15 protein-coding genes and 1 pseudogene are annotated in these 22,357 nt (G+C 74.5%); 8 read left to right on the plus strand and 8 right to left on the minus strand.

Annotated features, from left to right (window positions below):
* Nucleotides 1-3: 3 nt before the first annotated feature.
* Nucleotides 4-699 carry a class I SAM-dependent methyltransferase gene (locus FHU37_RS22070; RefSeq protein ID WP_179815845.1) on the plus strand — a complete coding sequence of 232 codons (696 nt, stop codon included), beginning with the start codon at nt 4-6 and terminating at the stop codon, nt 697-699.
* Between the two features lie 214 nt (nt 700-913).
* Nucleotides 914-2,221, plus strand: a complete 1,308-nt coding sequence (locus FHU37_RS22075; protein WP_312892719.1) for a PP2C family protein-serine/threonine phosphatase — start codon at nt 914-916, stop codon at nt 2,219-2,221.
* 23 nt (nt 2,222-2,244) lie between these two features.
* Here the strand turns inward: FHU37_RS22075 and FHU37_RS22080 are convergent, their stop codons facing one another.
* The 3 genes from FHU37_RS22080 to FHU37_RS22090 form a co-directional block, all read right to left on the minus strand.
* Nucleotides 2,245-3,795 (minus strand): NCS2 family permease, encoded by a 1,551-nt coding sequence (locus FHU37_RS22080; RefSeq protein WP_179815847.1) that lies wholly within the window; start codon nt 3,793-3,795, stop codon nt 2,245-2,247.
* 212 nt (nt 3,796-4,007) lie between these two features.
* Nucleotides 4,008-5,000: a purine-nucleoside phosphorylase gene (locus FHU37_RS22085; RefSeq protein ID WP_179815848.1), complete on the minus strand. Its 993-nt coding sequence runs from the start codon at nt 4,998-5,000 to the stop codon at nt 4,008-4,010.
* A 663-nt stretch (nt 5,001-5,663) separates the two neighbouring features.
* Entirely contained in the window at nt 5,664-6,323 is a 660-nt protein-coding gene (locus tag FHU37_RS22090; protein ID WP_179815849.1) for a TetR/AcrR family transcriptional regulator, read from the minus strand.
* 130 nt (nt 6,324-6,453) lie between these two features.
* On the opposite strand from FHU37_RS22090, the gene FHU37_RS22095 reads away from it, so the two are divergent.
* From FHU37_RS22095 to FHU37_RS22105, 3 genes and pseudogenes are all read left to right on the plus strand, one after another.
* Complete coding sequence (locus FHU37_RS22095; protein WP_179815850.1) at nt 6,454-7,386, plus strand: zinc-binding dehydrogenase; 933 nt, start codon at nt 6,454-6,456, stop codon at nt 7,384-7,386.
* Between the two features lie 93 nt (nt 7,387-7,479).
* Nucleotides 7,480-8,205 carry a TetR/AcrR family transcriptional regulator gene (locus tag FHU37_RS22100; protein WP_179815851.1) on the plus strand — a complete coding sequence of 242 codons (726 nt, stop codon included), beginning with the start codon at nt 7,480-7,482 and terminating at the stop codon, nt 8,203-8,205.
* 24 nt (nt 8,206-8,229) lie between these two features.
* Nucleotides 8,230-8,982 (plus strand): annotated as a pseudogene (locus tag FHU37_RS22105) (acyltransferase); the annotation flags it as partial.
* 236 nt (nt 8,983-9,218) lie between these two features.
* Here FHU37_RS22105 and FHU37_RS22110 read toward each other — a convergent pair.
* Nucleotides 9,219-10,232, minus strand: coding sequence for a LacI family DNA-binding transcriptional regulator (locus FHU37_RS22110; RefSeq protein ID WP_218904115.1), 1,014 nt, complete (start codon nt 10,230-10,232; stop codon nt 9,219-9,221).
* Nucleotides 10,233-10,500: 268 nt separating this feature from the next.
* Here FHU37_RS22110 and FHU37_RS22115 point away from each other — a divergent pair, with 268 nt between their 5' ends.
* A complete protein-coding gene (locus tag FHU37_RS22115) occupies nt 10,501-11,940 on the plus strand; it encodes a Gfo/Idh/MocA family protein (protein ID WP_179815853.1) in 1,440 nt (479 codons plus the stop codon).
* A gap of 96 nt (nt 11,941-12,036) precedes the next feature.
* On the opposite strand, the gene FHU37_RS22120 is transcribed toward FHU37_RS22115, so the two are convergent.
* Nucleotides 12,037-14,097 carry an ABC transporter ATP-binding protein gene (locus FHU37_RS22120; RefSeq protein ID WP_179815854.1) on the minus strand — a complete coding sequence of 687 codons (2,061 nt, stop codon included), beginning with the start codon at nt 14,095-14,097 and terminating at the stop codon, nt 12,037-12,039.
* A 658-nt stretch (nt 14,098-14,755) separates the two neighbouring features.
* Nucleotides 14,756-16,054 (minus strand): App1 family protein phosphatidate phosphatase, encoded by a 1,299-nt coding sequence (locus FHU37_RS29410; RefSeq protein ID WP_218904116.1) that lies wholly within the window; start codon nt 16,052-16,054, stop codon nt 14,756-14,758.
* A 198-nt stretch (nt 16,055-16,252) separates the two neighbouring features.
* Here FHU37_RS29410 and FHU37_RS22130 point away from each other — a divergent pair, with 198 nt between their 5' ends.
* Nucleotides 16,253-17,377, plus strand: coding sequence for a PP2C family protein-serine/threonine phosphatase (locus tag FHU37_RS22130; protein ID WP_179815855.1), 1,125 nt, complete (start codon nt 16,253-16,255; stop codon nt 17,375-17,377).
* Nucleotides 17,378-17,513: 136 nt separating this feature from the next.
* Nucleotides 17,514-18,668, plus strand: coding sequence for a PLP-dependent cysteine synthase family protein (locus tag FHU37_RS22135; RefSeq protein ID WP_179815856.1), 1,155 nt, complete (start codon nt 17,514-17,516; stop codon nt 18,666-18,668).
* Between the two features lie 70 nt (nt 18,669-18,738).
* Here the strand turns inward: FHU37_RS22135 and FHU37_RS22140 are convergent, their stop codons facing one another.
* A complete protein-coding gene (locus FHU37_RS22140; protein WP_179816481.1) occupies nt 18,739-19,530 on the minus strand; it encodes a DeoR/GlpR family DNA-binding transcription regulator in 792 nt (263 codons plus the stop codon).
* A gap of 95 nt (nt 19,531-19,625) precedes the next feature.
* Entirely contained in the window at nt 19,626-22,298 is a 2,673-nt protein-coding gene (locus FHU37_RS22145) for a right-handed parallel beta-helix repeat-containing protein (protein ID WP_179815857.1), read from the minus strand.
* Nucleotides 22,299-22,357: the final 59 nt, after the last annotated feature.

Raw genomic sequence — 22,357 nt, forward strand, 5'->3', positions numbered from 1 at the left:
CCCATGACCCAGTCCTGGATGCTCGACGAACTCGCCCACGCCGGCCCGGAGCACCTCGATCCCGACTACGTCGCCGGCTACGACCGCAAGGGCGGCGCCGCGCCGGACGAGGACATCGCGGTGCTGCGCGCGCACGGCGTCGACGCCTCCTCCACGGTGGTCGACCTGGGCGCCGGGCCCGGGCGGTTCGCCACCGCCGTCGCCCCGCTGGTCCGCCGCGTGGTGGCGGTGGACGTCTCCCCGGCGATGGGCGACTTCCTGCGCGCCCGCGCCGCCGACGCCGGCCTGACCAACATCGAGTGCGTCCGGGCCGGCTTCCTCAGCTACCGGCACGCCGGTCCGCCGGCCGACGCCGTGCACAGCCGGCACGCCCTGCACCAGCTGCCCGACTTCTGGAAGGCGGTGGCGCTCGACCGCGTCGCCCGGATGCTCCGGCCGGGCGGCGTGCTGCGGCTGCGCGACCTCGTCTACGACTTCCGGCCGGCCGACGCCGCCGCCGTCTTCGACGCCTGGCTGGACGAGGCGGTGGACGACCCGGCGCGCGGGTACACCCGCGAGGAACTGGCGACGCACATCCGCACCGAGCACAGCACCTTCCGCTGGCTGCTCGAACCGATGCTGACCGCCGCCGGATTCGAGATCGTCGACGCCACCTTCCACCGCTCCCTCTTCGGCGCGTACACCTGCGTCAGGCGCTGACGGACGGGCGAATCCGGCGGGCACGCTGGCGAGCCTGGCCGCCCCGGCGGGGCCGGCTGCCTAGGGTGGCGCGGGCGGGCTCCCACCGCTTCGCGGACCGACCCTCGACCCCAGGCGCGTGATGGCAGGAGAAGAAACAGGCCCAGGACCGACCAGCGACCCCGGCCCCGGTTCCGATCCCGATGCCGGCCCCGGTTCCGGACTGGTGCACGGCGTGGGGGCCGGCTCGGGCGCCGGCTCCGTGGGCGGAGAGCTGGAGACCCTGGCGGGGCGGCTGGCGGAACTCGCCCAGGCCAAGCAGCGGGTCGAGGGCCTGCTGGGCGCGGTGCTGGCGATCAGCCGGGAGGTGGAGCTGCCGCGGGTGCTGCACCGGATCGTCACCACGGCGATGGAACTGGTCGGCGCGCGCTACGGGGCGCTGGGCGTGCTGGCCGAGTCCGGCGGACACCTGGAGCGGTTCATCACCGCCGGCCTGTCCGAACGGGAGCGCGCCGACCTGGCCGGGATCGACTTCCCACACGGCCGCGGCGTGCTCGGGCAGCTGATCCGGCATCCGGAGCCGACGCGGGTGGACGACATCTCCTCCCACCCCGCGTCCGTCGGGTTCCCGCCCGGCCACCCACCGATGCGCACCCTGCTCGGCGTGGCCATCAGCGTCCGCGGCGAGATCTACGGCGACCTGTACCTGACCGAGCGCGGCGACGGGCAGCCGTTCGACCGCGAGGACGAGGACATCGTGGTGGCCCTCGCCGGCGCCGCCGGCATCGCGATCGAGAACGCCCGGCTGTTCTCCCGGATCCGGGAGAGCGCCGAGCACTTCCAGCGGCTCCTGCTGCCCACCCTGCCCGACATCCGGCCCTTCACCGGTGCCGCCGTCTACCGGCCGGCCGCCGCGCCCGGCCGCCTGGGCGGCGACTGGTACGACGCCGTCGTGCTGCCCGACGACGCGGTGGCCGTCGTCATCGGCGACGTGGTCGGGCACGACCTGCGGGCCGCGGCGGCCATGGCACAGACCCGCAGCATGCTGCGCGCCCTGCTCTACGACCGGCGCCGGCCGCCCAGCGCCGTCCTGAACCGGCTGGACGAGACCGTGCACGCCGTCACCGAACTGCCGGTCACCACCGCCTGCCTGGCCCGCATCGAACCGCGCGGCGACCGGTGGAGGCTGCGGTGGAGCTCGGCCGGCCACGTGCCGCCCCTGCTGATCGGCCCGGACGGGCGGGCGGAGTACCTGGAGGCCGAGCCGGGCCTGCCGCTGGGCGTGGACACCTCCCTCCACCGCCCCGACCACACCCACCCGCTGCCTCCCGGCTCCACCGTGGTGTTCTTCACCGACGGGCTCGTCGAGCACCCGGAACGCCCACTCGACGACGGGCTGCGGGAGCTGGCCGAACTCGCCACCGCCCACGCCGGCCTTCCGGTGCGGGACCTGGTGGACACCCTGGCCGAGCACCACCCCGGCGACGGCCACGACGACATGGCGGTCTTCGCGGTGCGGATCCCGCGCCGCCCCGGCGGCTGAGCCGCGAGCGGCGCGGGGCGCCGTCAGGCCACGCCGAGCAGGTCCTGGATCGGGCTGATGGCGAAGTAGGCCAGGAACAGCGCGCTGACGATCCACAGCAGCGGGTGGATGTCGCGGGCGCGGCCCTGGGCGGTGCGGATGGCGACGTAGGCGACCAGGCCGGCGCCGATGCCGTTGGTGATGGAGTAGGTGAACGGCATGACGATCATGGTCAGGAAGGCCGGGATGGCGATCCCGTGGTCGTCGAAGTCGATCGTCCGGATCTGCGTGATCATCAGGAAGCCCACGACCACCAGCGCGGCGCCGGCGGCCTCGGAGGGGACCACGGAGACCAGCGGGGTGAACAGGGTGGCGAGCAGGAACAGCACCCCGGTGACCACGCTGGCCAGGCCGGTGCGGGCACCCTCGCCGACACCCGCGGCCGACTCGATGTAGGTGGTGTTGGAGGAGGTGGATCCGGCGCCGCCGGCTATCGCGGCGAGCGAGTCCACGAAGAGCACGCGCCCGATGCCCGGCAGCCGCCCCTTGTCGTCGAGCAGCCTGCCCTCCGCGCCGACACCCACCACGGTGCCCATGGTGTCGAAGAAGTCGGCCAGCACCAGGGTGAACACGAACAGCAGGGCGGCGACCGCGCCGATCCGCTCGATGGAGCCGAGCAGGCTGAACTGCCCGAGCAGGCCGAAGTCCGGGGCGGAGGCGACGCTGTCCGGCAGCGCCGGGACGACCAGGCTCCAGCCGTTCGGATTGACGGTGCCGTCGTCGGCCACGGTCGGGCCCACTCCGGCGACCGTCTCCACGATCACGGCGAGCAGGCTGGTGACCACGATGCCGAGCAGCAGGGCGCCCCGCACCCGGCGGGCCACCAGGACCGCCATCAGCAGCACGCCCACGGCGAAGACCAGCACCGGCCAGCTCTGCAGGTTGCCGCCGACGCCCAGCTGCACCGGGACGGTGGTGCCCGCGGCGTCCGGGACGCGTCGCACGAACCCGGCGTCCACCAGCCCGATCAGCGCGATGAACAGGCCGATGCCGACGCTGATCGCCGTCTTGAGCTGGCCGGGGATGGCGTTGAACACGGCGGTGCGGAAGCCGGTCAGCACCAGAACGGTGATGATCAGGCCCTCCAGCACCACCAGACCCATGGCGTCGGCCCAGGTCATCTGGGGCGCCAGGGTGGTGGCGACGAAGGCGTTCAGACCCAGGCCGGTGGCGATCGCGAACGGGTAGCGCCCGACCACGCCCATCAGGATCGTCATCACGCCCGCGACCAGCGCGGTCACCGCCGCCACCGTGGGCACGCCGAGGGTCGCGCCGTCGGCGTCCGGGGCGAGGCCGATGATCAGCGGGTTCAGCACCACGATGTAGGCCATGGTGAAGAACGTCGCCACGCCGCCGCGGACCTCGCGGGCGATGGTGGAGCCACGTTCGGTGATCTTGAAGTAGCGATCCAGTCCGTTGCGGCCGGGAGCGGCCGGGGCCGGGGCCGTCGCCGTCCGGGCGCCGTCGGGGGAGCCGTCGGGGGAGCCGGAGGCACCGGCCGCGTCGGCGGCGTCGGAGGCCAGGTCGGAACTCATCTGCTGTGCTTCCTCTCGGGGGCTGTGCGGGTGGTGCCGGGGGTGCGGGATGTCGCCGGGTGACCGGAGGGCTGGTGCGACGGACACGGTGAGCCGGTCGGCGGACGAGGCGCCCGCCGACCGGCTCCACGTTGGGGGGCGACGGGCGTCCCGGTTGCCGTCCGTTCAGCGTCCGTTCAGCGTCCGTCAGTGTCCACCACCGCTCGGCCCGGTCAGTCGACGGGTGGGTGCGCCAGGAGGTGGTCCGCGACGGTGGAGCCCACCAGGTAGGCGTTGTCGACGGAGGACCGGTAGGCCCCGGAGTCGGTCGCGATGTGCTCGGTGACGCTCTGTCCCGGATAGGGCTGGTCGAAGTTGCTGGCGGTGCGCAGGTTGAGGTAGCGGTCGAGGTGGCCGCGGCGCGCCAGGACGGTCGCGGTGGCGTTGTCCTCCATCTGCGTGGTGCAGTACTCGCCCTGACCGTCCGTCCGCAGGTCCGTGATGTAGCCCGCCCGTTCGGAGAGCTCCCGGCCGGAGAACCAGTCGTCGCCGGTCACGGTGTCGCAGACGGTGACGTAGGGCCGCACGCCCTCCTGGCCCGGGTAGCGGGAGCGGATCTCCCGAGACCGCTCGCTGTCGGCCAGCTCCAGGTCCTTGGTCAGCTCGTAGGCCTCCTCGACCAGGTCGTCGTTGAGGCGGAAGACGCTGGTGTCCATGTCCAGCGGCAGGTAGCCGTGGGGGACGTCCGGCGCGGTCTCGGGCAGGAGGTGGTGGCCGAGGTCGTAGTCGACGATCCAGCGCGCCCAGGCGGCGAAGCCGAGCGTCCCGTTCTCCGGGGGCGTTCCGGCGATGCCGGCGGTCAGGAAGTAGGCGTCGTCGAAGTCGAGCCGCGGGCTGTCCAGGACGGCGCTCATGGTGGCGGCCGCGTTCGACTTGCCCATCCCGGTCGTCAGGACGCACAGCCCTTCGGTGTCGCAGCGCACCGGGCCGTACGCCCCCGGGACGTCGACCGAGAGCGGCAGCGACTCGTTCGCCAGCCACGGGGCGGTCTCGCCCTCGAACATGGTGATGACCAGCACGCCCACCTTCACCCTGCGGTTGCTCGGGGAGCCGTCCCCACCCGCCGCGCCGGAGGCCGGGGCGATGCCGGTGGCGGCCAGGACGGCGGCCGTGGTGGCGGCGACCGCGAGGGATGGTCGCGGCGTGCGGCGTGGGATCCTCGGCATGGCGGTACTCCGATCGTGACGTGCGGTCGTGCCCGTGCGGCTGGTGACGCGTGCTCGGGGGCGCGAGGGCCGGCTCGCGGGCGCGAGGGCTCATGGGCGCGGGAGGCACCGCCCGGATGGCCGAACGTGATCATGACAGTGAGGGGGCTCCTCGGCTCCGCGCGCTCCCGAACAGGTGGTCAACCCTGCGTGCACCCTAGGAACGGATCGCCGGGGAGAGGTTTCCGCGGTGTCAAAGATCCGTTTCTTCTCGTATGGCGAAAGACGTATTCCGTATGGATGCCCGGCCGGAAGGGTGAGGCGCGAGGCGGGGTCAGGCGGAGTTATCCACAGACCGCGAGAGGGGGGCTGCGCTGTGTGATCATTTCGTGCGATCCTGAAACAGGGGGTCCCCCCAGCGCGAGTGGGGGAGTGGCGGCGCATTCTTGGCATGCTCGCGGCGCCCTGTCGGCCCCCGGCCCCTGGGCCCTGCCGGCAGGGGGAGCTTGGGCGTCAAGAGGCCCTGGGTGTCAGGGGGCCCTGGTGTCAGGGGGCCCTGGTGTCAGGGGGGTTTGGGCGGCCGGAGGAGCTTGCGGCCGGTGGGCTTGGGTGGCCGGCGGGCCCTTGGCGTCAGGGGGGACCTGGTCGCCCGGGGGCCCTGGGCCGCCGGGGGAATCCTGAGCGTCAGGCGTCGTCGAGGGTCAGCCGCATGCTGTCGCCGATGGCGGCGAAGGCCTGCCGCATCTCGGCGACCAGATCCTCCCGGGCCGGTTCGCCGGGGCGGGAGGACCAGCGGTGCAGGGCCCACCGCCAGGCCGCGATGACGACCTCCAGGGGCAGCCGCAGCCGTATCGGATCCGGGTGCCCGGGCCCGAGGCGCTCGATCACCGCGTCGATCACCGCCTCGGTGGTCCTGGAGCAGTTCTCCAGGCTGTGCGCGGTCAGCGCCGGGGTGCTCTCGGCCAGCTTGCGGCTGGTCAGGAAGTGCCGCTCCCAGTCGTCGCTCATGTCGGCCAACGTCTCGAAGAGCGTCTCCTGATAGAACGTCAGCAGTGAGCCGGTCAGTGGGCGGTCCCTGACCGCGGTGCGGTAGTGGGCCCACAGCTCCAGCTCGGGGGCGAGCGCGACGTCCTCCTTGCAGGCGTAGTTCCGGAAGAACGTCCGCTTGGAGACCTCCACCGCGTCGACCACGTCGTCCAGCGTCGTCGCGTCGTAGCCGCGCTCGCTGAACAGCGCGAGCGCCGCCTCGGCGAGCGCCCGGCGGGTGCGCAGCTTCTTCCGCTCCCGCAGCGGCAGCGGGCCGTCGGGCCGTGCCGGCGGGGCGGTGGGGGACGGGGAGGTCATCGTCCGGGCAGTGTAATCCAAGGTCTCCCGGCGGCAAACGCCTACGCGAGGAGATTGCCGCTTGTCGGCATGTGCCACCGAGTGGCAAGATCGCCGCGTCAGCACCGAACCTCTGTGAGGAGCAGCGCTCATGCGTGCCCTGACCGTCGATCACTCCGCCCCGGGTCACCTGGTACTCGGCGAGGTCCCCGAGCCCCAGCCCGCGCCGAACCAGGCGCTGGTGCGGGTCAAGGCCATCTCGCTCAACGCCGGGGAGGTCAAGCACCTGCTGCCGCAGGCCGAGCCCGGCGCCGTCCTGGGCTGGGACGCCGCGGGCGTCGTCGTCCAGGCCGCCGCCGACGGCAGCGGACCGGCCGTCGGCACCCCGGTGGTGACCTTCGAATGGGACGGCGCCTGGGCCGAGCTGCGCGCCGTCGCCACCGACCGGATCGCCGCGGTCCCCGAGGACGCCGACCTCGGCGCCATGAGCACCATCCCGGTCGCCGCCACCTCGGCCCTGCGCGGACTCCACCGGCTCGGCCCGATCCTCGGCCGTCGCGTCCTGGTCACCGGCGCCGGTGGCGGTGTCGGCCGGTTCGCCGTCCAGCTCGCCGCCATGGGCGGCGCGGAGGTGGTCGCCGCCACCAGCGACCCGTCCGCCGCCGAAGGGCTGCGCCGGCTCGGCGCCGCCGAGGTGGTGACGGACGGCCCGCGCTACTCGACGGACCGCGTGCACGGCGTGATCGACAACGTCGGCGGCCCCCACCTGGTCGGCGGCTACGAGCTCCTGCACCGCGGCGGCACCCTGGTGGCGCTCGGCGCGTCCGCCGGTGTCCCCGAGGTGTTCGAGATCGGCGCGCTGCGCGGCGGCGACGACCGCCACGACCGCTCGATCGTCAGCTTCTTCCTGCCCGACACCGGACCGGGCCTCGGTGCCGACATGGGCTGGCTGGCCGCCAAGGTCGCCTCCGGGGCCCTGGATCCGCAGATCAGCTGGCGCGGTTCCTGGACGGACGTCGCGGAGGCCACCGACCGCCTGGTCGGCCGGCGGCTCCCAGGCAAGGCGGTGCTGGAGGTCGACTGACCGGGCCGCGCGGAACGGTGGGCGGTCGGGGACGCCATACGCCGTGCAGAAAGAACACGCTGTGTAGTAGATCATCACTGTAGGGTGCTCGACATGGACAGACCCATGCGGAGCCGGAGGGAACGCCTGCGGGCGGAAACCATCCGGGAGATCAAGTCGCACGCGCTGAGGCAGATGGCCGAGGGCGGGCCGTCCGCCATCTCGCTGCGCGCGATCGCCCGCGACATGGGCATGACCGCCGGGGCCATCTACAGCTACTACGACACCCGCGACGACCTGATCAGCACGCTCATCGGCGACGTCTACACCGCGCTCGCCGACGGCTACGAGGCGGCGCTGGCCAGCGTGCCCGCCGACGACCCGGCGGGGCGGGTGCTCGCGGTGGGCGAGTCCTTCCGGCGCTGGGCCGTCGGCCACCCCGAGGAGTTCCGGCTGCTCTACGGCGACCCGGCGCCCGGCTACCAGGCCCCCAAGGGCGCCGCGGCCGTGGAGGCCGAACACCGCGCCTGCGCGGTGATCACCGGGCTGGTCGACGCCGCCTGGCCGCGGGCCCGGCACCACTGGACCGACGACGACTACACCTGGGACGACTTCGACCCGGACTTCGCCGCCGTCGTCCGCGCGACCTACCCGGATCTGCCGCCCACCGGCGTCGCGCTCGCCATGCGGGTCTGGGGCCGGATGCACGGCCTGGTCTCGCTGGAGGTCTACGGGCACATCGCCCCGCAGGTACGGGACCCCGCCAAGCTCTACCGCGCGGAACTCCTCGACCTGATGACCACCCTGCGGCTGACCGCGCCGGACGCCCGATCGGCCTGAACCCGGGCACGCTACCGTGTGCCCATGCCGCAGATCGCACCCCTGTTCGCCCCCCTGGCCGCGTGGCGCCGGCGAGCGACCTCCCGCCTGGTGCACCGCGCCTGGGGGTGGCTGCGGCAGGCCGGCGCGGTCTCCGCGGACCGGCCCGGCCCGTTCCGCTTCGGCGCCCTGGGCGCCGGCACCCGGCTGGCGTTCCCGCTCGGCACCATCTTCGGCGAGCACGCCATCCACATCGGCCCGTTCTGCGTCATCGGGGAGCAGGTCACCCTCTCCGCCGGCATGCTCCCCGGCCAGGACCTCGGCCCCGGCAGCGAGCCGGTGCTGCGCCTCGGCGGGGGAGTGGTGCTGGGGCGCGGCAGCCATGTCGTCGCCCACCAGTCGATCAGCATCGGCGACGACGTCTTCTGCGGCCCGTACGTCTACATCACCGACGCCAACCACAGCTACGACGACCCCGACCAGCCGATCGGCAAGCAGTGGCCGCGCTGCGCCCCGGTGGAGATAGGGTCCGGTGGCTGGATCGGCGCGGGGGCGGTGATCCTCCCGGGGGCGCGGCTCGGCCGCAACGTGGTGGTCGCCGCCGGCGCCGTGGTGCGCGGCGAGGTGCCCGACCACGCGGTGGTCGCCGGGGCGCCGGCCAGGGTGGTGCGCCGCTGGGACCCGGAGGCCGGATGGGTCCCGCCGATGCGCACTCCGCCGCCGCGTTCGCTCCCCGAGGGCGCGACCTGGGCCGAGCTCGCGGCGCTGGCCGAACAGGAACGCCGCGGCGAGGCCGCCACCTGGCAGGAGGCCGCCCGCGAGGCGGCCGGTGACGCTCTCCCGCCCGAGGCCCGGGCCCACGTGGCGCGTGCCCGGGAGGCTCTCGCCCGGGAGCCCTTCGCCCGCGAGCCCTCGGGCCATGAGCCCCAGACCCAGGAGCCCCAGACCCACGAGCTCCTGGCCCATGAGCCCCTGGCCCACGGGGCCGCCGCGGGGGCGGCGGCCCTGCCGGGGGAGGCGCGCTCGGAGCGCGCTCAGTCCTGAGGCGCCGGCGCGGTCGACTCCCGCCAGACCACCGACGTGATCCGCTCGTGCTCCTCCGGCTCGGGCTGTCCGCGCAGCACGGCCAGCAGGCGCCTGATGGCGCGCCGTCCGAGCCGCTCGTGGTCCACCGATACGGTGGTCAGGGAGGGCATCATGGCCGCGCCGAGCGCGTTGTCGTCCCACCCGGTGACGCTCAGGTCGTGGGGGACGCGCCAGCCGCGTTCCACCGCACCGCGGATCGCGCCCGCGGCGAGCACGTCGTTGGCGCACACCACGGCGGTGACGCCGCAGTCGGCGGGCAGGTCGAGCACGGCCCGGCGGGCCGACTCCGCCAGCCACGCGCAGTCCGCCACCCCGTACGACTCCAGTGCGAGGCGTTCGATCGTCTCCAGGTAGACCTGCCTGCGGCGGCGGGCGGAGGTGTGGGCGTAGTCCCCGGCGATGTGCAGGAAACGGCGGTGCCCCTGCCGGGCCAGCCGTTCGATGATCTCCGCGGTGGTCGAGGCGTCGGCGAGCTCGCCGATGCTGCGCATCTGGTCGTCGTAGTCGGCCGAGATGACGATGGGGGTGGCGCCCGACATCGAGCGCTCGGACAGCCCCGGCAGGGGGGTCGCGGCCAGGATGCCCTCGAAGAGACCGGAATCGGCCAGTTCGAGCACGCGTCCCGCCCGGGACTCCGTCGGCCCGCCCAGCGTGACCACCTCGACGACGTAGCCGGCCTCGTGCGCCTCCGCCGCGGCGCCGGTGAGCATCTCCAGGGCGCTGCCGGCGGTACCGGACGGCAGCAGCAGGGCCAGTCGCCCCGTCCTGCGGTCCCGCATGGCGCGCGCCACCAGGTTCGGGCGGTAGTCGAGCTGCGCGATGGCCTGGCCGATGCGCTGCTGCATGGCCTCGTTGACGGTCGGATCGTCCCGGAGGTAGCGCGACACCGTCTGGTGTGACACCCCGGCCAGGCGGGCGACCTCCCTGATGGTCGGCCGGCGCTTCGCCACTTCCCTGCTCACCCGTGCCCCTCCTGGCCGCTCCACGATGATTGACACCTTGAGTGACCGTTCACTAGCGTCCTTGCCCGGGGACGCGCCGAGCGGGGACCACCCAGGCCCTTACGGAGAAGGATAGATCCTGCCGTCCAAAGTGAACGGTCACTCGAAGCCCGTCTTCCGACCTGCTGATCCGCCGGACACCGCGACCGAAAGCCGAGAACCCGTGAGCAAGCAGAGTCCCGTCGACCAGAACCCCACCGCGCCCCTCCCCGCGGGGAGCACCGGCTCGATGCCAGGGCCCGGTGTCGTGCCCCTGTTCGCCCCACCCCCCGCCGACCGGCCCCGGCGCCGCTACGCGGTGGCCGGCACCGGACACCGCGCCGGCATGTACGTCGACGCGCTCACCGGCGAGCACGCCGACGTCGGCGAACTGGTCGCCTGGCTGGACCCCAACCCCGGTCGCATCGACTACTACGACGCGCAGGTCGGGCGCGCCCTCGGCGGTGACGCGCCGGCCGGGCTGCCCCGCTACACGCCCGCCGACCTGGAACGCATGATCAGCGAGCAGGCCGTCGACACCGTCATCGTCACCAGCGTCGACCGCACCCACGCGGAACTCGTCGACCGGAGCCTGCGCGCCGGCGCCGACGTCGTCGTGGAGAAGCCGCTGACCACCGACGCCGCCGGGTGCCGGCGCATCACCCGCGCCGTCGCCGACACCGGCAGGGACGTCGTCATGACGTTCAACTACCGCTACGCCCCGCGCAACTCGACCCTGCGCCAGGTCATCGCCGACGGTGCCATCGGCGAGGTCACCAGCGTCCACTTCGAGTGGGTGCTGGACACCATGCACGGAGCCGACTACTTCCGCCGCTGGCACCGGGAGAAGAGCAACTCCGGCGGACTGCTCGTCCACAAGGCCAGCCACCACTTCGACCTCGTCAACTGGTGGATCGACGACGTTCCGGTCCGGGTGTACGCGTCCGGCGCCCTGCGCTTCTACGGGGACGCCAACGCCGCCGCCCGCGGGATGGGCCCCCGCCCCGAGCGCGGCACCGGCGTCACGGGCGACCCCTTCTCCCTCGACCTGCGCGACGACCCCCGCCTGGAGGCCCTCTACCTCCAGGCCGAGCACCACGACGGATACCGGCGCGACCAGGACCCCTTCGCGCCCGGCATCACCATCGAGGACAACATGTCCGTCCTGGTCGACTACTCCCGCGGCGCCACGCTCACCTACTCCCTGAACGCGCACAGCCCCTGGGAGGGGTACCGGGTCTCCGTCAACGGAACGCTCGGACGGGCCGAACTCCGTGTCGTCGAGCGCGGACACGTCGACTTCCACGGCGACCACCTGCTGGACCCCTCCGCCACCCCGGAGCAGGCCACCGAGGACCTCGTCCGCCCCGACGGGCACCGGCTCGTCGTGCAGAAGCACTGGCGGCGCGCCGAGGAGGTGCCCATCCCCGAGGGCATCGGCGGCCACGGCGGTGGCGACGCCATCCTGCTCAAGGACGTCTTCCGCCGCGACCTGCGCCTCGGCCCGGACCCGCTGGCACGCGCGGCCGGCTACCTCGACGGCGTCCGCGCCGTGGCCGTGGGCGTCGCCGCCAACGAGTCCCTGCTGACCGGACAGCCGGTGCTCGTCGAGGACCTCGAGCTCGGCGTGCCGCTCGCCGGCGACCGCACCGGGACCGGCGCGCCGGGGGACCGGCCCGCGGAGGTCTGAACCCCCGGCGGCGCGGCGCGACGCGACGGGCGGGCCCTCTCCCAGGGCGGGAGAGGGCCCGCCGACCGACCCCGGCCGAGCCGTGGCCGGCCCTGGTCAGCCGCCGGTCGGCAGCGGTGCCTGGTCGGCGCTGGTTGCTGCCTCGGCGGTGCTGGGTGCTGCCTGGTCGGCGCTCGGTGCCGCGTCGTCGGCGCCGGGTGCCGTCTCGCCGGCGCTGGAGGCGAGGAACTGGGTGGCCGCCAGCTCGCCGTACAGCGGGTCGGCGCGGACCAGCTCCGCGTGCGTCCCGACGGCGCGGACCCGACCGGCCTCCATGACGACGATCCGGTCGGCCATCGTGACGGTGGACAGCCGGTGCGCCACCACCAGCACCGTCGTGGTGCGCGCGGCCTCGGCGACGGCGTCCCGCAGCGCCAGCTCGTTGATCGCGTCCAGCTGGGAGGTCGCCTCGTCGAGCAGCAGCAGACGCGGGCGGCGGAGCAGTGCCCGGGCGATGGCCACGCGCTGCCGCTCGCCGCCGGACAGCTTGCTGCCGCGGTGCCCCACCACCGTCTCCAGGCCGTCCGGCAGCCGGTCGACCAGGCCGTCCAGACGGGTCCGCCGCAGCACCTCGCGGATCTCCTCGTCCGTGGTCGGCGGCGCCCCGAACAGGAGGTTCTCCCGCAGCGTGCCGGAGAGCACCGGCGCGTCCTGCTCCACGTAGCCGATGGCGGCGCGCAGTTCCTCCAGCGGCCAGTCCCGCACCTCGCGCCCGCCCACCAGCACGCGTCCGCCGGTCGGGTCGTAGAACCGCTCGACCAGGGAGAAGACCGTGGACTTCCCGGCGCCGGACGGGCCGACGAACGCCGTCATGCCGCCCGCGGGGACGTCGAAGGTGACGCCGTGGTGGACGGCCGGCAGCTCCGGCCGGTAGCGGAACTCCACCTCCTCGAAGCGCAGGGACAGCGGTCGTCCCGCGGCGTCGGGGCCGCCGGATGCCGGGTGTCCGGCCTCCCGCCCGCCGGCCGTGGGGGAGTGCCGGGGCGCGGGCACGGTCGCCGCGTCCGGGCCCTCGGGGCCCGCCGGCTCCACCTCCAGCGCGCCGACCTCCTCGATCCGGGCGATGGCGGCCGCTCCCACCTGGAGCTGGCTCACCGCCTGCACCAGCTCGCTGATCGGCCCGGTCAGGTAGAAGAGGTAGAGCAGGAAGGCGACGAGGGTGGCGACGTCGGTCGCTCCCGAGGCGACCCGGGCGCCGCCCACGCCGAGCACCGCCAGGAACGAGATCTGGATGACCAGCCCCGCCGTGGTGCCGGCCACCGAGTTCCAGCGGGCCACCCGTACGCCCTGCCGCCAGGCCTCCGTGGCGGCGGCGTGCACCCGCTCGCCCTCCGTCCGCTCCACGCCGGCCGCCTTCACGGTGCGGAAGGCGCCCAGCACCCGCTCCAGCGCGGCGCCCATCAGCCCGACGGCCTCCTGGGAACGCTTGGTCGCCCGGGCGATCCGCGGCATCACCACGCCGAACGCCGCCCCGATGAGCACCACGACGGCGAGGGTGACGCCGAGCAGCACGGGGTCCATCGCGGCCATCATCACGACGATGCCCACCAGGGTCAGCGACTGCGTGACCAGCGCGACCATCGAGGTGGTGGTGACCTGGCGCAGCAGGGTGGTGTCCGAGGTGATCCGCGACATCAGGTCGCCCGGCTCGGTGCGCTCCACCGCCGCGACCCGCAGCCGCAGTATTCGGGAGACCAGCTGCCGGCGGGCCGCGAGGACCACCGACTCCGCGGTGCGTTCCAGGACGTAGTTGCCGAGGGCGCCGATCAGCGCGCCGACCAGGACCAGCGCGGTCAGCTGGATCAGCGCCTGGGCTATCGGCCCGTCCTCGCCGAGGCGCTCCACCAGTGAGCGCGCGGCCAGCGGCTGGACCAGGCCCGCGGCGCCGCCGAGCAGTGAGAGCGCGCCGCCGAGGAGGATCGCGCCGCGGTGCGGTCGGACGTGTCCGAGCAGTGTCCGCAGGGTGCGCCGGTCGAGGGTGCCGGCGCCCGGCGCGGCGGGGGATTCCTTGTCGGCTCTGTCCGGGCCGTCGCGCCGCTTTGTTCGGCCGCGTGGTTCGGGATGGCCGCCTTGGTCGGTCGTGGCGGGTTGGTCGGGTGTGGTGGGCTGGTCGGGCATGACGGAACTCCGTGGGTCGGTGGTGGAGCGGGACGGGCGTGGCCGGTGGCCGGCGGGACGGGCGGCGGGCAGGGCGCACCCGGGCGGCGCGGGCCGCTGGGCTTCCCCCCCCCCCCGGGCGCCCGTGGGTGCGGGTGCCCGTGAGTGACAACGGGCCTCGAGCGGTGGAGAACTCCCGCCCCTCGCCCCCCGTGGGTGGCCCGATGCGGGGCGCGCGGGGGAGTCGGATCGCGGCTCAAATTTTAGTGCAGGTTACTCAAACTTTAGCAAGCGGATATGGCGGGGTGTGCTTCTGTGTGGATGCGGCGGGCCATGCTTTAGCGCGGGTATGGAGAGGCGTGCTGCTGCGCGGATGTGGCGGGCGGGCGAGGCGCTCCTGTGTGGACGCGGCAGGGTGCGAGGCGCTCCTGCGCGGATGGGGGCAGGGCGAACCTCTACGCGGACGTGGCGGGGGCGGGAGGGCGGAGGGCGGCGCTTTCTGTCATGCACCTGCTCCGAGTTATCCACAGCCCGCACGATGGGGGCTGCGCTGGGTGACCGCCGCATGGGATCCTGAAGAAGGGGGTCCGCGATCCCCCTACGGGGGGTTGGGCGCCCGGAGGTTCGCGAGCGAATCCCTGTGCGTGTGGGGGTGGGTGGTGCCCGAGCGCCCCGTGGCTCAGCAGAGGTCCAGGCGCCGCAGCTGCTCGGCCAGCCCGGCGCCGTCGGGTGCGCTGACCACCGGCGTTCGCTGCGCCCCGGAGGCGGTCCCCCGGGTCTCCTCGTTCGGCACGGGCAGACCGTGCGAGAGCACCTGCTGGGCGGGGGACAGCTGCCGGAGCGCGATCGCCCGCACCCGGCCCGGGTGCTCGGCCGCCGCCTCCTGGTACAGCCCCGGATCGTGCTGGCCGTCGTCGCCGACCAGCAGCCAGCGCACCTGCGGCAGCTCCCGCATCAGCCGGCGCAGCGACTCCCGCTTGTGCTGCTGCCCGCTGCGGAACCAGCCGGAGTTGGTCGGCCCCCAGTCGGTGAGCAGCAGGACCCCGGCCGGGTAGCCGTGCCGGGACAGGAAACGGCGCAGCGTGGAGGCCACGTTCCAGGCGCCCGTCGACAGGTAGAACACCGGGGCGTCGGGGTGCTCGCGCAGCAGTTCGCGGTAGAGCGCGGCCATCCCCGGAACGGTGCGCCGCGCGTGCTCGTGCAGCACCAGGCTGTTCCAGGCCGCGACCATCGGCCGGGGCAGCATGGTCACCATCACCGTGTCGTCGATGTCGCTGACCATGCCGAACGTGGTCTCCTCGGAGACCACCAGCACCGGCGCGCTCACCGGCGCGCCGCCCTCCACCGACATCAGCACCTCGTGCCAGCCGGGCGCCAGGTCGGCCGGGAGCACGGCGTCGACGTAGCCGCCGCGGTCGGCGGTCAGGCGGTGCACGGTGTCGCCCACCCGCACCTCGACCACCGCGCCGGCGACCTGGGCGGTGGCGAACCGGCGCCAGCCGCGCATCAGCCGCTCCGGTTCGCGCCGCTTGGGGGAGAACTCGGCGGCCGACGCCCCGGACGCGCCAGAACCACCGGCCTCGGGCCCCCTCGCCGCGGAGGACCGCTCCGCCCCGGACTGCTCCGGCACGGAACCCTGCGGACCGGGCGGTCGCAGCGCCGAGGGCTCCAGCTCCGGTGCGTGCGTCGGCGCGGCCTGCGCGGGCGCGGCCCGCGTGGTCGCGGCATCCCCCGCCACCGCCGCCGACCCCGCGCCGGAGGCGGGGGACGGACGCCGGTCCAGCCGCCGTACCGGACGGGCGAGCAGCGTCCGGGCCATCACCCGCACCCACCCGGGGCTGCCGTACCCCGTGTACGGCTCGACCCGCACCACCCAGCCCCGGCGGCGCAGCCAGTGCGCCACGGCGCGGTTGGCGGCGTCCTCCACCTGGGCGGCGCGGTGGGGTCTACTGCTGGGGGCGGCGGGCGTGGCGTTCACGGCGGTGATTCTGACACGCCACCATGGCGATAACCGTACTTTCGCCGCCGGGGTGGCGGTGCCGCCCTCCGGCCCCGCAGGAGGAACCACGGCAGGGTGGGGGAAAGCGGACACCGGGGGAGTCCCGCCCCCTCCGGCCGGTCCTCCCGGCGGTGCCCACGAGGCGCGCGCCGGCCGGGGTTGGCAGAGACTGAGGGCATGGGACGGCCGCACCCCAGCCACCGCACCCCGAGACCGGGACGGACCCGTCGCGGACGGGCGGGCTTCGTGCTGGTGCGCTGCCTGCCCTTCGCCGTCATTGCCGCCGTCGCGGCCGTCGAGTTCTCCCCCGCGCACGGTCTCTACACCGGCCCCCTGCTCACCCCGGCGCCCGCGCTGGCCGCGGTCACCATGGGGCCGGTCGGCACCCTGCTCGTCGCCGGCCTCGCCTGGCTGCTCAGCGCCGCCACGGCCACCTACAACCAGTCCTGGGGCAGCGGCGAGGTGTACGCCAACGGCCTGGCCCTGGTCGTCGTGTCGGTCGCCAGCGTCACGATCAGCGCGCTGCGCCGCCGGGGCGGGCAGGAACTGGCGCAGGTGCGCCGGGTCGCCGAGGCCGCCCAGCAGGTGGTGCTGCACCCCGTGCCGGCCCGTCTGGGACCGGTGCGCGCCGCCGGCCTCTACCTGGCCGCCGAGGCCAGCGCGCGCATCGGCGGCGACCTCTACGAGGTGATCAGCACCCGGCACGGGGTGCGGGCGATCGTCGGCGACGTGCGCGGCAAGGGACTGCCCGCGGTGCGCGCCGCCGCGGCCGTGCTCGGGGCCTTCCGGGAGGCCGCGCACTACGAGCCCGACCTGGCCGCCGTGATGGACCGCTGCTCCTCGGCGCTGCGGCGCGAGAGCCACCTGGAGGGGCGGGAGGACGAGGACGAGGGGTTCGTCACCGCGCTGCTGGTGCAGGTGCCCACGACCCCGGTGGTCGAGATCCTCAACCGCGGCCACCCGCCGCCCCTGCTGGTGCGCGCGGGGCGGGTGAGTGAGCTGCAGGGCGCCGAGCCGCAGCCGCCGCTCGGCCTGGAGGCGCTGCTGCCCGCCGACCACCTCCGCCTGGTGGAGAGCCACCCCTTCCTGCCCGGGGACCGGCTGCTGCTGTGCACCGACGGCGTGCTGGAGGCGCGGGACGCCGGGAACCGCTTCTTCCCCGTCCCCGAGCGGCTGGCCCACCTCGGGGGGCACACCCCGGCCGAGCGGCTGCACGACCTGCACACCGCCCTGCTGGAGCACACCGGCGGGCACCTGGCGGACGACGCCGCGATGGTCCTGATCGAGCGCACGACCGGCTGAACACACCGCCCGGCGGCACGTGGGACGCGGCACGTGGTCCGCGGCGCGCGGTCCGCGGCGCGTGGGGGGCGCCGGCCCCGGATGACAGACTGAGGGCCCAGCCCACCCGCACCCCGGCAGCACGGAGAGCACCCCCATGAGCACGGCGGACCGACCGCAGCAGCCCGAGCACCGGACCGCCGAGACGGCCGTGGAGCGGGACGTCGACCGGACCGACGCCGGATACCGGGCCTGGCTCAAGGACGCCGTGCGCAAGGTGCAGGCGGACGCCAACCGTTCCGCGGACACCCACCTGCTGCGCTTCCCGCTGCCCGAGGAGTGGGGCCTGGACCTCTACCTCAAGGACGAGTCCACGCACCCCACCGGCTCGCTGAAGCACCGGCTGGCCCGCTCGCTCTTCCTCTACGGGCTGTGCAACGGCTGGATCCGCCCCGGCGTGCCGGTCATCGAGAGCAGCTCCGGCTCCACCGCCGTCTCCGAGGCCTACTTCGCGCGGCTGATCGGGGTGCCGTTCATCGCCGTGATGCCGCGCGGCACCAGCCCGGAGAAGATCTCCCTCATCGAGTTCCACGGCGGCACCTGCCACCTGGTGGACACCCCGGCGGCCGTCTACACCGAGGCCGCCCGGCTCGCCGCCGAGACCGGCGGGCACTACATCGACCAGTTCACCTACGCGGAGCGGGCCACCGACTGGCGCGGCAACAACAACATCGCCCAGTCGATCTTCGAGCAGCTGCGGATGGAGCGCCATCCGGTGCCCGCCTGGATCGTGGCCACCGCCGGAACCGGCGGCACTTCCGCGACCATAGGCCGCTACGTCCGGTACATGCAGTACGACACCCGGGTGTGCGTCGCCGACCCGGAGAACTCCTGCTTCTTCGACGGCTGGCTGACCGCCGACCCGGGGGCGGGGTGCCCCTCCGCGTCCCGGATCGAGGGCATCGGCCGGCCCCGGATGGAACCCAGCTTCGTGCCCGGGGCCATCGACCGGATGATGAAGGTGCCGGACGCCGCCTCCGTCGCCGCCATCCGGGTGCTGCGCCGCCGCACCGGCTGGCAGGCCGGCGGCTCCACCGGCACCGGGCTGTGGGCGGCGTTCCGGATCCTGGCCGGGATGCGGGCGGCCGGGGAGGGCGGCAGCGTCGTCACGCTCATCTGCGATCCCGGCAGCCGCTACCTGGACCGCTACTACTCCGACGCGTGGGTCGCCGAACAGGGCCTGGACCTCGCCCCGCACGAGCGCGCCCTGGAGGAGTTCCTGGACACCGGGCGCGGCTTCGTCGCCCGGTAGCCCGCAACCCCTGGCCCGCAACCTCCCCGGACAGAACACCCAGCCGCCGCACCCCGGCGGTCAGCGGACCCTACACGTCGGCGATCAGCAGGTCGCCGACCACCGAGGCGGCCTCCTCACGGGCCGCCTCGTCCAGCCCGGAGTCCGTCACCAGGACGTCGACCTCCTCCAGCCCGGCGAACCGGCACATCCCCACCACGCCCCACTTGCTGTGGTCGGCCAGCACCGCGACCCGCCGCGCCGCCTGGAAGAACTCCCGGTTGGTGTCCGCCTCAGCGACGTTCGGCGTGGTCAGCCCGCGCCGGGCGCTCAGCCCGTGCGTCCCCATCACCAGCAGGTCGAAGTTGAGCGAGCGGATGGCCAGGTCGGCGATCGGCCCCACCAGCGAGTCCGACGGCGTCCGCACCCCGCCGGTGAGCACCACGGTCGGCCCCTGCGACGGATCCGGCGCCCGGGTGCCCGGCGGGTGGAAGACCTCGGCCACCCGCACCGAGTTGGTCACCACGGTCAGCCGCTCCACGCCGGTCAGCCGCCGCGCCAGCGCGTACACCGTGGTCCCGCCGGACATCGCCACCACGCTGCCCGGCGTGATCAGCTCCACCGCGCGCCGGGCGATGGCCTCCTTGGCCAGCGGCTGCTGCGCCGCCTTGGCCTCGAAGCCCGGCTCGTGCCCGCTGGCCGAGTCCGCCGGCACCGCCCCGCCGTGCACCTTGGCCACCATGCCCTGGCGGGCCAGCACGTCCAGGTCGCGGCGCACCGTCATGTCGGACACACCGAGCAACCGGGTCAGCTCGTTGACCCGGACCCCGCCGCGGCGGCGCACCTCCGCCAGGATCAGCGCCCGCCGCTGCTCGCCCAGCATGCCGCCCTGTGTGTCCGCCACCCGCGCCACCTTCCTCCCGCGCCGCCTTCTCCCGCGCCGCCGCCTTCTCCCGCCGTCGACCGTGGGTACCCAGCCTACGGAGCCAGCCCGGCCGGCCTCGGCGGGAGGTCCTCCGGGTACAGCAGCTGCAGCTCCTCGGTGCTCGGCGCGGACAGCTGCGCCACCCGGGAGGCGTGCCGCTCGATCATCGTCTCGAACACCTTGCGGGCGTCCCGGCCGTTGCCGAACGTGGGCCCCTTCGGCAGCGCCCGGAAGTACTCCAGCAGCTCCTTGCCGGTGCTCTCGTCGATCCGGTACTCGTGCTCCTCGGCCTGCTGCGCGGTGATCGCCAGCAGGTCCTCCGGGCTGTAGTCGGGGAACGCTATCGTGCGCGAGAAACGCGAGGCCACGCCGGGGTTCGAGCTGAGGAAGCGGTCCATCTCGGCGGTGTAGCCGGCGACGATCACCACCACCTTGTCCCGGTGGTCCTCCATCAGCTTCACCAGGGTGTCGATCGCCTCCCGGCCGAAGTCGCGGCCGGCGTCCTCCGGCGCCAGCGCGTACGCCTCGTCGATGAACAGCACCCCGCCGTGCGCGCGGGTGAACACCTCGGCGGTGCGCTGCGCCGTGCTGCCGACGTGCTCGCCGACCAGGTCCATCCGGGACACCTCGACCAGGTGGCCGCGCTCCAGCACGCCGAGCGAGGCCAGGATCTCGCCGTACAGCCGGGCCACCGTGGTCTTGCCGGTGCCCGGGGAACCGGTGAACACCAGGTGGCGGCGGAGCGAGGGCGCCTTCAGCCCGGCCTGTTCGCGCCGCCGGCCCACCGAGATCAGGTCGATGAGGTTGCGCACCTCCTGCTTGACGTTCGCCAGGCCGATCAGCGACTCCAGCTCGCCGAGCACCTCCTCCGAGGAGCGCGGGCGCGGGTCGCCGGTGCCGCCGGCCGGGCCGGGGGAGGCCGCCGTCGCGGGTTCGGTGCGCCCGGCGGCGCCCGAGCCCGTGGTCGCCGGTGTGGTGATCGCCGAGGCGGGGGAGAGGATGCCGGCGGTGCCGCCGGACGCCGCCACGGCCCCCTGCCCGGAGCCGGACAGCCCGGAGCCGGAGAGCCCCGACTGGCCGGACGGGGCGGAGTGGCCCGCGGAGCCCGGGTGGCCGGTGGGGGTGGTGTGCGAGGGGCGGGAGGCGGGAGCCGGGTGGGACGCGTGCGCCGATCGGGCCGCGGCGCCGTCCGCGCCGTACGAGGGGGAGACGGTCGGCGCGTGCGCCGGCCGCGGCGGGGCCGCCACACCGGGCGCCACGCCGTCCTCGCCCACCGACACGCAGTCGTCCACCAACGGACCGGGCAGCGGGAAGGAGAAGCCGCCGCGCGCGTTGTACTCGCTGCGGCACCGGCTCAGCACCGTCCGGCAGCCGTCGATCACGTGGAACCCGTAGCCGCGCGAGTGCGAGCAGACGGTGTCCTCGAAGGTGCCCCGCCCGCCCGCCGAGACGTACGCCCCGGCCTCCGCGGTGCGGGTGATGGTGCAGCGCTGCAGGGTCGGATCGGCGCCCTTGGTGACGATCACCCCGGTGCCGACGTCGCTGATCGTGCAGGAGGCCAGCACCCCGCCGCTGCCGTGGTCGCGGAACCAGGCGCCCGTGGTGGCCTCCTCGATCCGGCAGTCGTCCACCTGCACCGTGCCGCCGTCCGAGACGGACAGCGCCGTGGAGCGCACCCGCCGGATCTCGCTGTCCACCAGCTCCACCCGGGAGCCCCGGTCGAGCACGAACACCGCGTCCGGGACGTCGTGCAGCTGGCAGCCCTCCAGGCCCACCACCGCGCCGTCGCTCACCCACACCGCGGGGTAGTCGCCGGTGGCGCCGTGCACCTCGGTGCCGCTCAGCGTCGCCCGGGTGCCCGGATCCCACACCGACAGGCCGTTGCGGGCGAAGCCGGCTATGGTGCCCCGACGGGCCGTCAGCACCGCCCGGCCGCGCAGGTCCAGGCCGTTCTCGCCGACGCCCTCGATGGTGCAGCCGGTCATCTCCAGTGCCGACTCCGACTCCAGGGTGACGCCGTTGCCCTCGGTGGAGCGCACCACGCAGTCCACCAGCTCCACGCTGGCCCCGCCGCCCGCCTGCACCCCGGTGGTGGTCTCGGTGATCTCACAGCCGACGGCCCGCACGGCCGTGCCCGCCCCGGCGAAGCTCATGCCGACCCCGCGCACCCGGGTGACCCGGCAGCGCTCCAGCACCGCCCGGGTGTCCTCACGGGCCGTGAAGCCGGCCCCGGCGGCACCCACCACCTCGCAGTCCTCGAAGGCCGCGGTGGCACCGGGCAGCAGCCGGACGCCCGAGCCGGCCGGGTTGGACAGGGTGCTGCGGCGCACCGTCGGGGACGCCCCGGCCTCCACCTCTATGGCCGCCGACGCGTTCGCCTCGATCGAGCAGTCCGTCAGCTCGGGGGAGCCGGCGGCCAGCAGCACGGCCGGCTCCATCGGGTCGGCGGAGACCAGCGTGACACCGCCGATCAGCGCGCTCGCCCGGACCACCAGGGGCACCCCGGCCAGCGGCTCGATCCGCACGGTCCCGGCGCCCCCGCTGGCCTCCAGCGTGACGGCGCGCTCCACCACCACGTTCTCCCGGTAGGTGCCGGGCGGGACGGAGACCGTGTCGCCGTCGCCGGCCGCGGCCAGCGCCGCCCGCAGCGTCTCGTGGCCGGCCCCGCCCCTGCGTCGCCACCGGGACGTGCCCGCCTGGGTGACGTGTACCAATCGCTCTGCCATGGTGCCCGCGGCCACCAGCCTTCCGGTCGTGCCCATCGGCGTGCGCCGCCCCGACGATC

The organism is Allostreptomyces psammosilenae (genome assembly GCF_013407765.1).
GTDB lineage: Bacteria > Actinomycetota > Actinomycetes > Streptomycetales > Streptomycetaceae > Allostreptomyces > Allostreptomyces psammosilenae.

Bases quoted from the DNA above. Each gene is read 5' to 3' on its own strand.
- FHU37_RS22070 (WP_179815845.1), top strand. From the start codon at position 4: ATGACCCAGTCCTGGATGCTCGACGAACTCGCCCACGCCGGCCCGGAG.
- FHU37_RS22085 (WP_179815848.1), bottom strand. From the start codon at position 5,000: ATGCCGAGGATCCCACGCCGCACGCCGCGACCATCCCTCGCGGTCGCC.
- FHU37_RS22130 (WP_179815855.1), top strand. From the start codon at position 16,253: ATGGGACGGCCGCACCCCAGCCACCGCACCCCGAGACCGGGACGGACC.
- FHU37_RS22145 (WP_179815857.1), bottom strand. From the start codon at position 22,298: ATGGCAGAGCGATTGGTACACGTCACCCAGGCGGGCACGTCCCGGTGG.
- FHU37_RS22095 (WP_179815850.1), top strand. From the start codon at position 6,454: ATGCGTGCCCTGACCGTCGATCACTCCGCCCCGGGTCACCTGGTACTC.
- FHU37_RS22080 (WP_179815847.1), bottom strand. From the start codon at position 3,795: ATGAGTTCCGACCTGGCCTCCGACGCCGCCGACGCGGCCGGTGCCTCC.
- FHU37_RS22115 (WP_179815853.1), top strand. From the start codon at position 10,501: ATGCCAGGGCCCGGTGTCGTGCCCCTGTTCGCCCCACCCCCCGCCGAC.
- FHU37_RS22140 (WP_179816481.1), bottom strand. From the start codon at position 19,530: ATGCTGGGCGAGCAGCGGCGGGCGCTGATCCTGGCGGAGGTGCGCCGC.
- FHU37_RS22090 (WP_179815849.1), bottom strand. From the start codon at position 6,323: ATGACCTCCCCGTCCCCCACCGCCCCGCCGGCACGGCCCGACGGCCCG.
- FHU37_RS22100 (WP_179815851.1), top strand. From the start codon at position 7,480: ATGGACAGACCCATGCGGAGCCGGAGGGAACGCCTGCGGGCGGAAACC.
- FHU37_RS22120 (WP_179815854.1), bottom strand. From the start codon at position 14,097: ATGCCCGACCAGCCCACCACACCCGACCAACCCGCCACGACCGACCAA.
- FHU37_RS22135 (WP_179815856.1), top strand. From the start codon at position 17,514: ATGAGCACGGCGGACCGACCGCAGCAGCCCGAGCACCGGACCGCCGAG.